Origin of the sequence: Paraburkholderia rhizosphaerae (genome assembly GCF_004366595.1) — a bacterium.
GTDB classification, from domain to species: Bacteria; Pseudomonadota; Gammaproteobacteria; order Burkholderiales; family Burkholderiaceae; genus Paraburkholderia; species Paraburkholderia rhizosphaerae.
Window position 1 is genome coordinate 281,663 of record NZ_SORE01000003.1, and the last position, 14,227, is coordinate 295,889.

At 61.9% G+C, this 14,227-nt stretch carries 14 protein-coding genes and 1 tRNA gene; 13 read left to right on the plus strand and 2 right to left on the minus strand.

The window, feature by feature from the left end; genetic code table 11:
- Positions 1-68 precede the first annotated feature (68 nt).
- From BX592_RS05290 to BX592_RS05315, 6 genes are all read left to right on the plus strand, one after another.
- Positions 69-1,583, plus strand: coding sequence for an RNA polymerase factor sigma-54 (locus tag BX592_RS05290; protein WP_134190612.1), 1,515 nt, complete (start codon positions 69-71; stop codon positions 1,581-1,583).
- A 172-nt stretch (positions 1,584-1,755) separates the two neighbouring features.
- Complete coding sequence (gene hpf, locus BX592_RS05295) at positions 1,756-2,115, plus strand: ribosome hibernation-promoting factor, HPF/YfiA family (RefSeq protein ID WP_134190613.1); 360 nt, start codon at positions 1,756-1,758, stop codon at positions 2,113-2,115.
- A gap of 310 nt (positions 2,116-2,425) precedes the next feature.
- Complete coding sequence (locus BX592_RS05300; RefSeq protein ID WP_134190614.1) at positions 2,426-2,941, plus strand: PTS sugar transporter subunit IIA; 516 nt, start codon at positions 2,426-2,428, stop codon at positions 2,939-2,941.
- A gap of 302 nt (positions 2,942-3,243) precedes the next feature.
- Entirely contained in the window at positions 3,244-4,212 is a 969-nt protein-coding gene (gene hprK / locus BX592_RS05305; protein WP_075155712.1) for an HPr(Ser) kinase/phosphatase, read from the plus strand.
- A gap of 73 nt (positions 4,213-4,285) precedes the next feature.
- The gene (gene rapZ / locus BX592_RS05310; protein ID WP_134190615.1) at positions 4,286-5,179 is read left to right on the plus strand and encodes an RNase adapter RapZ; all 894 of its coding nucleotides are present in this window, start codon (positions 4,286-4,288) and stop codon (positions 5,177-5,179) included.
- Positions 5,180-5,218: 39 nt separating this feature from the next.
- A complete protein-coding gene (locus BX592_RS05315; protein ID WP_134190616.1) occupies positions 5,219-5,854 on the plus strand; it encodes an LON peptidase substrate-binding domain-containing protein in 636 nt (211 codons plus the stop codon).
- Positions 5,855-5,940: 86 nt separating this feature from the next.
- Here the strand turns inward: BX592_RS05315 and mutY are convergent, their stop codons facing one another.
- Positions 5,941-7,029 carry an A/G-specific adenine glycosylase gene (gene mutY / locus BX592_RS05320; protein ID WP_134190617.1) on the minus strand — a complete coding sequence of 363 codons (1,089 nt, stop codon included), beginning with the start codon at positions 7,027-7,029 and terminating at the stop codon, positions 5,941-5,943.
- Positions 7,030-7,036: 7 nt separating this feature from the next.
- Positions 7,037-7,867 (minus strand): bifunctional DNA-formamidopyrimidine glycosylase/DNA-(apurinic or apyrimidinic site) lyase, encoded by an 831-nt coding sequence (gene mutM, locus BX592_RS05325; protein WP_134190618.1) that lies wholly within the window; start codon positions 7,865-7,867, stop codon positions 7,037-7,039.
- An 87-nt stretch (positions 7,868-7,954) separates the two neighbouring features.
- Between mutM and BX592_RS05330 the strand changes: the two genes are divergently transcribed.
- The 7 genes from BX592_RS05330 to pth all read left to right on the plus strand — a co-directional run bounded on the left by BX592_RS05330 (position 7,955) and on the right by pth (position 14,166).
- Complete coding sequence (locus BX592_RS05330; protein WP_134190619.1) at positions 7,955-9,817, plus strand: tetratricopeptide repeat protein; 1,863 nt, start codon at positions 7,955-7,957, stop codon at positions 9,815-9,817.
- Between the two features lie 101 nt (positions 9,818-9,918).
- The gene (lolB, locus tag BX592_RS05335; protein WP_377681507.1) at positions 9,919-10,482 is read left to right on the plus strand and encodes a lipoprotein insertase outer membrane protein LolB; all 564 of its coding nucleotides are present in this window, start codon (positions 9,919-9,921) and stop codon (positions 10,480-10,482) included.
- Between the two features lie 42 nt (positions 10,483-10,524).
- Complete coding sequence (gene ispE / locus BX592_RS05340; protein WP_134190621.1) at positions 10,525-11,418, plus strand: 4-(cytidine 5'-diphospho)-2-C-methyl-D-erythritol kinase; 894 nt, start codon at positions 10,525-10,527, stop codon at positions 11,416-11,418.
- A gap of 52 nt (positions 11,419-11,470) precedes the next feature.
- A tRNA-Gln gene (locus tag BX592_RS05345) sits at positions 11,471-11,547 on the plus strand.
- A gap of 47 nt (positions 11,548-11,594) precedes the next feature.
- Complete coding sequence (locus BX592_RS05350; protein ID WP_134190754.1) at positions 11,595-12,551, plus strand: ribose-phosphate pyrophosphokinase; 957 nt, start codon at positions 11,595-11,597, stop codon at positions 12,549-12,551.
- 172 nt (positions 12,552-12,723) lie between these two features.
- The gene (locus tag BX592_RS05355; protein ID WP_134190622.1) at positions 12,724-13,350 is read left to right on the plus strand and encodes a 50S ribosomal protein L25/general stress protein Ctc; all 627 of its coding nucleotides are present in this window, start codon (positions 12,724-12,726) and stop codon (positions 13,348-13,350) included.
- 213 nt (positions 13,351-13,563) lie between these two features.
- Positions 13,564-14,166 carry an aminoacyl-tRNA hydrolase gene (gene pth / locus BX592_RS05360; RefSeq protein ID WP_134190623.1) on the plus strand — a complete coding sequence of 201 codons (603 nt, stop codon included), beginning with the start codon at positions 13,564-13,566 and terminating at the stop codon, positions 14,164-14,166.
- Positions 14,167-14,227: the final 61 nt, after the last annotated feature.

A 14,227-nucleotide genomic window follows, 5' to 3' on the forward strand; every position in this document is an offset into this window, starting at 1 on the left:
CACCCGCATTTATGCGGTGTCGCAAGGTTTCGCGGTCGTGGCAAACTCTCTACAATGAATTCACTGCCATGAAAGCTAGCCTCCAACTCCGCCTGTCGCAGCATCTTGCGCTGACACCTCAACTGCAACAGTCCATCCGGCTGCTGCAGCTGTCTACGCTTGAGCTGCAACAAGAGGTCTCGATGGCGATTTCGCAGAACCCGCTACTCGAAACCGAGGACGACTGGATCGCAAGCCCGCTGCGCGTGGCGGCCGACGGCTCGGTAATCGCGCAAGCGCCGGCCAACGCTGCGCCGGAGCCGATGGCTAGCATGCCGTCGTCTGGTTCTTCCGCATCCGGTGAAACCGCGGAGAGCAGCGAGCCACAGGGCGTCGACGAATACAATGGCCTCGCGTCGGACAGCAACGCCGATGCGACCCAGTGGAATCTGGACGATTACGGCCGCTCCGGCAACGCTTCGGATGACGACGATCTGCCGCCGTTGCAAATCCACGAATCCACCACTACGCTGCGCGATCATCTGACCGCGCAGTTGCGCGTCACGCAGGCTAGTCCGCGAGATCGCGCGCTCGTCACGTTCCTGATCGAATCGCTCGACGACGACGGTTACCTGACTGCCACGCTCGAAGAAGTGCTGGCAGACCTGCCAGAAGAACTCGAAGTCGATCTCGACGAATTGAACGCGGCGCTCGCGCTGCTGCATAGTTTCGATCCGGCCGGTGTGGGCGCACGCTCCGCATCCGAATGCCTGAAGCTGCAACTGTGTCGGCTCGAGCCGTCGCCGACGCGCACGCTTGCGCTCGAGATCGTCGCGCACCATCTGGAACTGCTTGCCGCTCGCGACTTCACGCGTTTGCGCAAACATTTGAAAGCAAACGATGACGACCTGCGCGACGCGCATACGCTGATCCGCTCGCTCGAACCGTTTCCGGGCGCGGCCTATGGCAAGGCCGAAGCGGACTACGTGGTGCCCGACATCATGGTGCGCAAAACGGCACAGGGATGGCTCGCCGAGTTGAATCCGGAAGTGGTGCCGAAGCTGCGCATCAACCATCTTTACGCGAATATTCTGCGCAACAACCGGGGCGATCCGGGCAGCGGATCGCTGCGTCAACAACTACAGGAAGCGCGCTGGCTGATCAAAAACATCCAGCAAAGATTTGAAACGATCCTGCGCGTCGCGCAAGCGATTGTCGAGCGTCAAAAGAATTTTTTTGCCCATGGTGAAATTGCCATGCGCCCCTTGGTTTTGCGGGAAATAGCTGATACGCTGGGCCTACACGAGTCGACGGTCTCGCGTGTGACAACCGGAAAGTACATGCTCACCCCATTCGGGACGCTTGAATTTAAGTACTTCTTCGGATCGCACGTATCGACCGACACCGGGGGCGCGGCCTCTTCCACGGCCATTCGCGCGCTCATCAAGCAACTGATAGGAGCTGAAGACACCAAATCTCCTCTTTCAGACAGCCGCATTGCCGAACTGCTGGCCGAACAAGGTTTCGTGGTTGCACGGCGCACCGTAGCAAAATACCGCGAAGCGTTAAAGATCCCAGCAGTCAATCTGCGCAAGTCTCTGTAGCTCGCTGCTTTCCGCGGCGGGCATTTTCCGGCCGCGCCGCTGGTTGGCGGAGCAGGCTGGCCGATACGACCTGTCGTGCTGTTGCCGGGGAGCAGCACAGACGGGCCGGCAGATCGACCGGCGCTGTCGCAATCCATGCGGATCCTGGCGGCCATTCGCTTGGAGAAGCACTATGAATCTGAAGATCAGTGGACACCATCTCGAAGTCACACCAGCATTGCGAGAATACGTGATCACCAAGTTAGATAGAGTGCTAAGGCATTTTGATCAGGTGATCGACGGCAACGTGGTCCTCTCGGTCGACAATCACAAGGAAAAGGAAAAGAGACAAAAGGTTGAAATCAACCTGCATCTGAAGGGCAAGGATATTTTTGTCGAGAGCTGCGATAGCGATCTGTACGCGGCAATCGACCTGATGATCGACAAGCTGGACAGGCAAGTCATTCGTCACAAGGATCGTCTGCAAGGCCACCAGCACGAAGCAATCAAGTATCAACCGGTGGCGATTCCGGTGGAGGTGCCGCCGCAATAAGCGGTGGTTGGCCTCGCTACTGGCCGCAACAGGCCGCGAAGCCCGGCAACTCGCCGCGCGACGCGAGTCCACTTACGCAAAACCGCCCATTTCAGGGCGGTTTTTTCGTTTGGTGAAAGGTGCACCCAGATAATCGCCATTTTTCGATCAGGTACGCTCGCGTGTGCTTCGGATGCGAAACCGACTGCCATGGCGCGGCGCACCATCCATTGCAACGCTGTTCTATAATGTTTTGGTCACTTTCGGGGTCTATCAGCCCGAGTCCTGCTTTTTGGGCTCAACTGCGCATCGCCGTGAGCATCTGCCGAGCATGGAACGCTATTCAAACGCCACAGCGAGGAGAACCCAGGCGATCAACGCGCCTGCCAACATGAATCGTTTAGCCAAATATCTTCCGCTCGAGAACGTCGTCGTCGGCCTTTCCGTTACCAGCAAGAAGCGCGTATTCGAGCAAGCGGGCCTGATCTTCGAAAACCAGAACGGCATCGCCCGCAGCACCGTCACCGACAATCTGTTCGCGCGCGAGCGCCTTGGCTCGACCGGGCTCGGTGAAGGCGTGGCGATTCCACATGGCCGGATCAAAGGCTTGAAGCAGCCGCTCGCCGCGTTTGTGCGTCTCGCGGACCCGATTCCATTCGAGTCGCCGGATGGCCAGCCGGTATCGCTGCTGATCTTCCTGCTGGTCCCCGAACAGGCGACCCAGCAGCACCTCGAAATCCTGTCGGAGATTGCCCAGTTGCTGTCCGACCGCGAAACCCGCGAGCGCCTGCACACGGAAGAAAATCGCGAGGCGTTGCATAGCCTGCTCACTCAGTGGCAACCTTGACAGATACCAACATAGCGGCACAATGCGCGACCAGGGGCATCGCCCGGATTGCGCGGCGGTTGGCCAACCGGTCGGCGGCGATTGCGCGGGTAACCCGCGAAGTAACCGTCTGACGCGCGATCGGCCGTCGCCGGCTCGCGCAGCCTCGGTTGCCGCCGGAGACTAGCCGGCAGACCGGATTGCAACCAGAACCGCAACCCAAATGGCCCGCGCCGGCCAACTCGCGGCGCACGCGTCGCGGCAACGAGCGCGGAAGCGGCAGATAGCGGCACATAAGCGGCGCACACCGGAGTCATGGACACATGGATACGTCCAGCATCAACGCCCAAAGTATTTTTGACGACAATGCCGCCACGCTAAAGCTCAGCTGGCTGACCGGGCATGAAGGCTGGGAGCGCGGCTTTTCGGCGGAAACGGTTGCCACTGCAACGTCCAGTGCGGACCTCGTCGGCCACCTGAACCTGATCCACCCGAACCGGATTCAGGTGCTGGGCGAAGCCGAAACCAATTACTACCAACGCCAATCCGACGAAGACCGCTCGCGCCATATGGCCGAACTGATCGCACTCGAGCCGCCGTTCCTCGTGGTTGCGGGCGGCGTGGCCGCGCCGCCGGAACTGGTGTTGCGCTGCACGCGCTCGTCGACGCCGCTGTTCACCACGCCGATGTCGCCGGCGGCAGTCATCGATAGCCTGCGGCTCTATATGTCGCGCATCCTTGCACCGCGCGCGACGCTACACGGCGTGTTTCTCGACATTCTCGGCATGGGCGTGCTGCTCACAGGCGACTCGGGCCTCGGCAAGAGCGAACTTGGCCTTGAACTGATCAGCCGCGGCCACGGCCTCGTCGCGGACGATGCAGTCGACTTCGTACGGCTCGGACCGGATTTCGTCGAAGGGCGCTGCCCGCCGTTGCTGCAGAACCTGCTCGAAGTGCGCGGCCTCGGCCTGCTCGACATCAAGACGATCTTCGGTGAGACCGCGGTACGCCGGAAGATGAAGCTCAAGCTGATCGTTCAGCTGGTGCGCCGGCCGGACGGCGAATTCCAGCGTCTGCCGCTCGAAAGCCAGACGGTCGACGTGCTCGGTTTGCCGATCAGCAAGGTGACCATTCAGGTGGCGGCCGGCCGCAACCTCGCGGTGCTGGTCGAAGCGGCAGTGCGCAACACGATCCTGCAGTTGCGCGGTATCGATACGCTGCGCGACTTCATGGACCGCCAGCGTCTCGCGATGCAGGACCCGGACAGCCAGTTCCCAGGCAAGCTCATTTGAAGTAACAAGGGTGCGCGGCGGAGCGGGTGGAAAAAGCTGATGCTATGATGAAACGAACCGACCTCACTACCCCATGCGCATCGTCCTGATCACCGGCATCTCCGGCTCCGGCAAGTCTGTTGCATTGAACGCGCTCGAAGACGCGGGCTACTACTGCGTCGACAACCTGCCGCCGCGCTTTCTGCCGGAACTCGCGACCTACCTCACCGCCGGCGGCCACGACCGCCTCGCCGTCGCGATCGATGCCCGCTCGAGCGCATCGCTCGACGAAATGCCCGAAATGATCCGCGACCTGTCGCGCGAACACGACGTGCGCGTGCTGTTTTTGAACGCAAGCACGCAGTCGCTGATCCAGCGTTTCTCGGAAACGCGCCGGCGCCATCCGCTGTCCGGGTCCACCGCACACGATGCGGACGTCGGCCTGCTCAACTCGCTGGCCGAAGCGATCGAACGCGAGCGCGAACTGGTCGCGGGTCTCGCCGAATTCGGGCACCAGATCGACACCAGCAGTCTGCGCGCGAACACGCTTCGCGCGTGGGTCAAACGTTTTATCGAACAGGAACACGCGGGCCTCGTGCTGATGTTCGAGTCGTTCGGGTTCAAACGCGGCGTGCCGCTCGACGCCGATTTCGTTTTCGATGTACGCACATTGCCGAACCCGTATTACGATCATCTCTTGCGGCCGCTGACTGGTCTGGACCAACCGGTGATCGATTTTCTCGACGCGTTGCCCGTCGTGCATCAAATGATCGACGACATCGACGCGTTTCTCGTCAAATGGCTGCCGCACTTTCGCGACGACAACCGCAGCTATCTGACTGTTGCCATCGGCTGCACGGGCGGACAGCACCGCTCGGTGTTTATCGCGGAGACGCTCGCCGCGCGTCTGAAGGCTCATGCGAACGTAATCGTGCGGCATCGAGACGCACCAATCGACGTCGAACAGTCGTCGAAGCTGGTGGCTTAGCCGGCCGCGCGTGCGCGGCCTTAACCGAAGCGTTGCGCCATGTCATCTACCCCGTCCGTGATTGCCGATGTGCCGCTGTTCCCACTGCACACCGTTCTGTTTCCCGATGGGCTTCTGCCCTTGAAGATCTTCGAAGCGCGCTATCTCGACATGGCGCGCGGCTGTCTGCGCGATCAATCGCCGTTCGGCGTGTGTCTGCTGAAAAGCGGCGGCGAGGTCGCGAAACCGGATGAGCCGTCGGTGCCCGAGTCGGTCGGGTGCCTTGCGGACATCGATCAATGCGATGTCGACGAATTCGGCATGCTGCTGATTCGCGCGCGCGGCACACAACGCTTCAGGCTGCTGTCGTACCGGGTCGAACAGAGCGGTCTGCTGGTGGGCATGGCCGAACCGCTAGGGGAAGACGTTCCGCTTGAAGGCCCGACCCATCTGGCAAAGTTTGGCGCGTGCGCGGAAGTGCTCGAACGGATCATATCCAGCATCCGCGAACGCGATCCGGATCGCCTGCCGTTTCATGAGCCGTTCCGGCTCGACGATCCGTCGTGGGTGTCCAACCGATTGTCGGAAGTCCTGCCGATTGCGCTGCGCTCGCGACAAAAACTGATGGAACTACTCGATGCGGGCGCGCGTATCGATGTCGTGCATCACTATATGCAGCAGCACCAGTTGCTGTAGAGATACGACAGCGCGGAGACCGCGGCGACCATTGCCCCTGCGGTGACACCCGATCGCCCACGGCAAAAGAGCAAAAGAACCCGGCGCTACAGCAGCGAACCCTGCAAACCATCGAGCAGCTTTCGCACGGGCGCCGGAACGCCATACGCGTCGATGTCGCTTAACGGGACCCACGCCGTTTCGCCATCCGCGAGCGCTACCTGCGCGCCCGCAACACGGTTCAATTCGACCACGCGCGGCTCGATGTCGAGCCGAAAGTGCGTAAACGTATGCGTGAGCGGCGCAAGCCGCGACGCCGCCGCGCTTGCGCCGAACGACCGCGCGCGCTGCGCGAGCGCGGCTTCATCGGCGGCCTCCGGCAAACTCCACAAGCCGCCCCAGATGCCCGACGGCGGGCGCTTTTCCAGCATCACCGAATTTCCATCGCGCAATACCAGCATCCAGGTCCGCCGCGTCGGCACCGCCTTCTTCGGCCGCGCAGCCGGCAGTTCGCGCTGACGTCCGGTCACGTTCGCGACGCAATCCGCGGCAAACGGACAGCGTGCGCAATCGGGCCGCCCACGTACGCACAGCGTCGCACCCAGATCCATCAGGCCTTGCGTATAAGCGCTGACTTCGTCGTTTGTCGCATTCGCGGGCAGCAGCGACTCGGCGAGCGCCCACATCGCATTCTCGACGCGTTTCTCACCCGGAAAGCCTTCGACACCGAACACGCGCGCGAGCACTCGCTTTACATTGCCGTCGAGAATCGTCGCGCGCGCGCCGAACGCGAACGACGCAATCGCAGCCGCCGTCGACCGGCCGATACCGGGCAATTCCGCGAGTTCATCGACCGACTCCGGAAACGCGCCGCGATGCTGCTCGACGACCACCTGCGCACAGCGATGCAGATTACGCGCACGCGAGTAGTAACCGAGCCCGGCCCAAAGCGCCATCACATCGTCGGCCGCCGCCGCGGCGAGCGACGCAATGTCCGGAAAGCGCGCGAGAAACCGCGCGTAGTACGGGACTACCGTCGACACCTGGGTCTGCTGCAGCATGATCTCGGACAGCCAGATCCGGTACGCGTCGCGGGTGTTCTGCCACGGCAGGTCATGGCGGCCGTGCTGGCGTTGCCATGCGATCAAGCGCACAGAGAAATCGGTCAAAGCGGGTATCGTGGGCAGGACGGACATTGAACAATCAGCGCTGGCAGGTCGGACAATAGTAAGTGGAACGCTGCCCTTGCACGATCTGCCTGATCGGCGTTGCGCATACGCGGCACGGCAGCCCCGCGCGATCATAGACGAAATAATCGAGTTGGAAGTAACCGCTCTCACCATTGCTGCCGACGAAGTCGCGCAAGGTGCTGCCGCCCTTTTCGATCGCGGCGGCAAGCGTGACGCGCACCGCATCCGCAAGGAGTTCGTAACGTACGAGCGACACGCGGCCAGCTTGCGTGGTCGGCCGGATGCCCGCGCGAAACAGGCTTTCGGACGCGTATATGTTGCCCACGCCGACGACGATTTCTCCGGCCAGCAGCGCCTGTTTCACCGACACGGTCCGCGCGCGCGTCTTGCGGTGCAGGAGCGCACCGGAGAACGCCGGCGAGAACGGTTCGACGCCCAGTCCCGCCAACAGCGGATGTTCGAGCACGTCACCGTCCGCCCGCGCATGCCACAGCACCGCACCGAAGCGGCGCGGGTCGCGAAAGCGCAGAATGAAATCGTCGAAAATCCAGTCGACATGGTCGTGCTTCGCCGCCGCCGGCGGATGCGGCACATTGCGCAGCACACGCAACGTCCCCGTCATACCGAGGTGCACGATGAACCAACCCTCGTCTATCTCGAACAGCAGATACTTGCCGCGCCGCTCGACGTTCTTCACGAGCCGGCCGCGCAGCATGCGCGGCAGATCCGCGGGAATCGGCCAGCGCAACGCGGGCGTGCGCACCTCCATTCGCTCGACACGCCGCCCGGCCACATAAGGCTCGATCCCGCGGCGTGTGACTTCGACTTCCGGCAACTCAGGCATGTCTAACAGGTCTGCTACTTGCGTCGTTGGTTATGCGCGTATTGTAGCGAGCGCGTTACAATCGACCGAAACATTGAACGGATTTCCATGAACCTGTCCTTCGTAAAGCCCTTTCTGAAGCGCCCGGCCGAAGCCGGCCGCGAGCCCCGCGGCGAGGCGGACATTGTGCCGCGCGGAGCCTTCGTGCGCCGTCTGATCGGCGCCGCTGCGCTGGCCGCATGGACTTTGGCGGCGTTGCCCGCGCATGCGCAGGACCCGTCGCCCGATACAGATGACAATTCGGTTTCAGTGCAAGATGCGTTCGGCGCCGACGCCGACGAGCAAAAAAATCTTCCGGATGTCGCGCTGAGTAGTCAGATCGTGTTCCAGGTGCTCGCGGCGGAAGTCGCGCTGCAGCGGAACCAGCCGGCGCCCGCTTACCAGACGTACCTGGCGCTCGCGCGCGACACGCACGATCCGCGGATGGCGCAGCGCGCAACTGAAATCGCGCTCGCCGCGCAAAGTCCGACCGACGCGCTGGCGGCCGCGCAATTGTGGCAACAGTACGCGCCGGGCTCGGAACGCGCGGCGCAGCTCGACGCGTCGTTGCTCGTGCTGTCCGGCAAGCCCGACGACGCGCAGCCGCTGCTCGCAAACGAGCTCGCGAAGATCAAACCCGAAAATCGCGGCGCCGGCATCCTTTCGCTGCAGTTGCTGATCTCGCGCGGCCCGAACCGGGTGGGCGGCCTGCAAGTGCTGCAGAATCTGTTGAAGAACGACATGAATCGGCCCGAGGCGCAACTGGCGATCGCACGCCAGCAACTGCTCGCCGATGATGCGCCGGGCGCGCGCAAGTCGCTCGAACAGGCGCTCGCGCTGAAGCCGGACTTCCTGCCGGCCGCGTTGACGCTCGCGCAGATGGGCCCTGAAGAGCGCAAGGAAGGAATCGCAACGCTCGAAAAGTATGTGCAGCAGAATCCCAAGTCGCATGACGCGCGCCTCGCACTGGCGCAGATGTACCTCGCGAGCGACCGGCTGGATGACGCGCAAAAGCAGTTCGAAATCATGCACAAGGACAACGCGAACGACCTCACGCCGCTGATGGCGCTCGCGTTGATCAAGATTCAGCAGAAGAACTTCCCGGAAGCGCAGGCCTACCTGACGCAATACGCGCAGCAAGCCGAGAAAACGCAAAACGCCGATCCGGGTCAGGCGTACATCTACCTCGCGCAACTGTCGCTCGAACAGAAAAACGAAGCGGCGGCGGCCAGCTATCTCGACAAGATCCAGCCGACGAGCCAGCAGTACCTGCCGGCGCAGATCACGCGCGCGCAACTGCTCGAAAAGCAAGGCAAGCCGGACGAAGCGCGCAAGCTGCTGGCCGGCATTCATGCGATGGACCCACGCGACCAGGCACTGCTCGCGCGCACCGACGCGGCAATCCTGTTCGACGCGAAGCGATATCCGGAAGCCGAAGCGCGGCTGCAGCAGGCAGTGGCCGACTTCCCCGATGATCCCGATCTCACGTACGACTACGCAATGGCGGCCGAAAAGACCGGCCAGTTCGACGTGATGGAAACGCAGTTGCGCAAGCTGATGCGCACGCAGCCGGATAACGCGCAGGCTTACAACGCGCTTGGGTATTCGCTTGCCGATCGCAACCAGCGTCTGCAGGAAGCGGACAAGCTGGTCGAGAAGGCGTCGTCGCTCGCCCCTAATGACGCGTTCATCATGGATAGCGTCGGCTGGGTCAAGTATCGTCTCGGCGACACGTCGGATGCGATCAAGATTCTGCGCAGGGCTTACGACCTGCAGCCGAATGCGGAAATCGGCGCACACCTGGGTGAAGTGCTGTGGAAGAGCGGCGATCAGGAACAGGCGCGCGCCGCATGGCGCGAAGCGCGCAAGCTCGAGCCGGATAACGACACGCTTCTGAAGACGCTCAAACGCTTCCAGGTGAATGACCTTTGATGCATTTTTTTGCGCCGCTGCTTCGACATCTCAACCGGTTTTTCCGCAGCATTCGGGCGCCGCGCTACGCGGCGCCCGTTCTTCCGGCTTTCGCCGCCGCCATGCTCCTCGCGCTCGCCGGTTGTGCAAGCGTCAAGCCGCAAGGTCCGTCGACATCGAATGCGGCGACGGCCATCACCGCGCAAACCGCGCGTGACTATCACGGTCGCTTCGCGGTGCAATACGTCGACGCGTATGGCCGTCAGCAAAACGCGTATGGGAATTTCGACTGGCGTGAAACCGGCGACACCGTGACCGTGCAACTTCGCAATCCGCTTGGCCAGACGATGGCGATCGTAACGTCATCGCCGTCGTCGGCAACGCTCGAGTTGCCGAACCGTCAGCCGCTCACCGCCGACAACGTCACGACACTGATGCAAAACTCGCTTGGCTTCGCGCTGCCGGTCGAAGGACTGCGCTACTGGTTGCAGCCGTCGGTCGCACCGACTTCGCAAGCGCGCACGGTCCCCGATCCGGAAGATCCGGCGCGGCCAAAGCAGATCGAGCAGGACGGCTGGACGATCGACTATCTCGCGTACGCGGATGCGCCGGCGGCCGGCGTGAAACGCGTGAACCTGAACCGCGAGGAACCGCCGCTCGGTATCAAGCTCGTGCTTGACCAATAAAATAACGTGTCTTCACACACGCACGCGCCACACTCCGGACTCATGACCGACACGAACGATTCGCTGCGCGATTGCCTCGCTCCGGCGAAGCTCAATCTGTTCCTGCATATCACCGGCCGCCGGCCCGATGGTTACCACTCGTTGCAGACGGTGTTCCAGTTGCTCGACTGGGGCGATCGCCTGCATTTCACCCGGCGCGCGGACGGCCGCATCGAGCGCGTGACCGACGTACCGGACGTGCCGCCCGCGCACGACCTGACCGTGCGCGCGGCGACGCTGCTGAAAGAGCACGCCGGCGTCAATGAAGGGGTCGACATCGAAATCGACAAGCGGTTGCCGATGGGTGCGGGTCTTGGCGGCGGCAGTTCGGATGCGGCCACCACGCTGCTCGCATTGAACCGGCTATGGCGACTGAACCTGTCGCGAGCCGAATTGCAAACGCTCGCGCTGCGCCTCGGCGCCGATGTGCCGTTCTTCGTGTTTGGAAAAAATGCGTTCGCAGAGGGTGTCGGTGAGGCACTTCAGACGGTACAATTGCCGCCGCGTTATTTCCTTGTGGTGAAGCCGGAAGTACACGTCCCGACCGCAGCGATTTTCTCTGAAAAATCGTTGACAAGGGATTCCGAACCCATCACAATTACGGACTTTCTTACACAGCGCGGTTGCAGCGCAGAATGGCCAGACGGATTCGGCCGGAATGACATGCAGCAAGTCGTCGTGGGAAAATACGCGGAAGTTGCGCAGGTGTTGCGGTGGTTCGAAACCATATCGAATAGCATCGCGCCAGCGCGGATGACCGGATCGGGTGCCAGCGTTTTTGCAGCGTTCCACAGCATCGGTGAAGCACAGGCAGCGCAAGCTGCATTGCCGGGCGGATGGATGAGCGCAGTAACGGCGAGCCTGGATACGCATCCACTCTTTGGCTTCGCGTCATGAGTTTCGCACCGTCGGATGTTCCTACGCATCCGGCGGTGCTCAAAGTTAGTGTAGGGGAGTCGCCAAGTTGGTTAAGGCACCGGATTTTGATTCCGGCATGCGAGGGTTCGAGTCCTTCCTCCCCTGCCAAAATTTCTCGCAGTTCCTCGCCTCCCACAGCCTGAAGCAGGTGCATGATGAGCAGCCATGACGGCCTGATGGTTTTTACTGGCAACGCAAATCCCGCGCTTGCACAGGAAGTCGTCAAGATCCTCGGTATTCCCCTCGGCAAAGCAATGGTCAGCCGCTTCTCGGACGGTGAGATCCAGGTCGAGATTCAGGAGAACGTGCGAGGCAAGGATGTCTTCGTCCTGCAGTCCACCTGCGCGCCGGCGAACGACAACCTGATGGAACTGATGATCATGGTCGATGCGTTGAAGCGCGCTTCCGCCGGCCGGATCACCGCTGCGATTCCGTATTTCGGCTATGCGCGTCAGGATCGCCGCCCGCGTTCGGCACGCGTCGCGATCTCCGCGAAAGTCGTCGCGAACATGCTGGAAATTGCCGGCGTCGAGCGGATCATCACGATGGATCTGCACGCGGACCAGATTCAAGGCTTCTTCGACATCCCTGTCGACAACATCTACGCGACGCCGGTATTGCTCGGCGATCTGCGCAAGCAGAATCACGAAGATCTGCTGGTTGTGTCGCCAGACGTAGGCGGTGTGGTGCGCGCACGCGCACTCGCGAAGCAGCTGAATTGCGATCTCGCGATTATCGACAAGCGCCGTCCGAAAGCGAACGTCGCCGAAGTGATGAACATCATCGGTGAAGTCGAAGGCCGTACCTGCGTAATCATGGACGACATGGTCGATACGGCCGGCACGCTGTGTAAAGCCGCGCAAGTGCTGAAAGAGCGCGGCGCGAAGAAGGTGTTCGCGTATGCGACGCACCCGGTGTTGTCCGGTGGCGCCGGCGAACGCATCGCCGCATCGGCGCTTGACGAACTGGTCGTCACCGACACCATTCCGCTCGGTGAAGAAGCGCGTTCGTGCGCGAAGATCCGCTCGCTTTCGAGCGCGGGGCTGCTTGCCGAAACCTTCTCGCGTATCCGTCGCGGCGACTCGGTGATGTCGCTGTTCGCGGAAAGCTGAACCGAATTTGCGAAGCTGCGGCGCTCCCAAAAGCGCGGTCGCTTCGCACAATCGGCATGAACGAACGAAGGTTCATGCCGTTTAGTCCGGGGCCTCACGCTGCATTGAGCAATATCGCGGCAATGAGGTCCCTTCTACTGCCTGGTCGCGGGCAGTTGCATTGGAGAAGCAAATGAAAGTCATCGCTTTCGAGCGTAATCTGCAAGGTACGGGTGCGAGCCGCCGCCTGCGCAACACCGGCAAGACCCCGGGTATTGTGTATGGCGCAAGCAGCGAACCGCAACTGATCGAACTCGATCACAACGCGCTGTGGCATGCACTGAAGAAGGAAGTATTCCACTCGTCGATTCTCGACCTGGAAGTGGCCGGCAAGTCGCAACAGGTTCTGCTGCGCGACGTGCAATACCACCCGTTCCGTCAGCTCGTGCTGCACGTGGACTTCCAGCGTGTCGACCCGAACAAGAAGCTGCACACGAAGGTGCCGCTGCACTTCATGAACCAGGAAACCAACCCGGCCGTGAAGCTGGCGGGTGCGGTGATCTCGCACGTCGTGAACGAAATCGAAATCGAGTGTCTGCCGGCCGCACTGCCGGAGTTCCTCGAAGTCGATCTGGCGAAGATCGAAGCCGGTCAGACGATGCACGCAAGCGACATCCCGCTGCCAGCAGGCGTTGCGCTGACCGCGCACGTCGCATCGGAAAACCCGGTGATCGCGTCCGCGACGATCCCGGCTGGCGCAGTGGCCGACGAAGCGGCTGATGCCGCCGCTGGCGAAGGCGAAGCGAAGCCGGCCGCCTGAGTGGCGAGCTGAGCCGCAGCATTCCGCGAGCTATCCTCTCGATCCGTTTCAATGGAACGGACGACGTAACCCGCCGAGGTTCGCCCCGGCGGGTTTTTTTTCGCGGTTTCCCTGCGACGCAGACGAGTTCTGTTACTGTGGGTTTTACAGGTTACCAAGGCCTAGCAATTACCGGCTACCGGAGCTAACGGATAGCCGCCTATCCTCGACAACATGATCAAGCTGATCGTTGGGCTCGGCAATCCGGGCGCCGAATATTCCGCGACGCGGCACAATGCCGGCTTCTGGCTCGTCGATCAACTTGCGCGCGAAGCCGGCGCGACGTTGCGCGACGAACGGCGCTTTCACGGTTTCTATGCGAAAGCGCGTCTGCACGGCGAAGAGGTGCATCTGCTCGAGCCGCAGACCTATATGAACCGTTCCGGCCAGTCGGTCGTCGCGCTCGCGCACTTCTTCAAGATTCTGCCGGATCAGATTCTCGTCGCACACGATGAGCTCGATCTGCCGCCCGGCACGGTCAAGTTGAAATTAGGCGGCGGCAGCGGCGGTCATAACGGGCTGAAGGACATCTCCGCTCACCTGACCACGCCGCAATACTGGCGCTTGCGCATCGGCATCGGACACCCGCGCGATCTGATTCCCGAAAGCGCGCGTGCCGGCGCAAAACCCGATGTCGCGAACTTCGTGTTGAAGCCGCCGCGCAAGGAAGAGCAGGATGTCATCGATGCGTCGATCGAGCGCGCGCTTGCGGTGATGCCGCAAGTCGTCAAAGGCGAACTCGAACGCGCGATGATGCAATTGCATCGCAACGGTTAGTGCATCACATACATGTCGCGCACCGCGTGACTGCCCGACGCGTTTAATTGAGGAGGCCCGC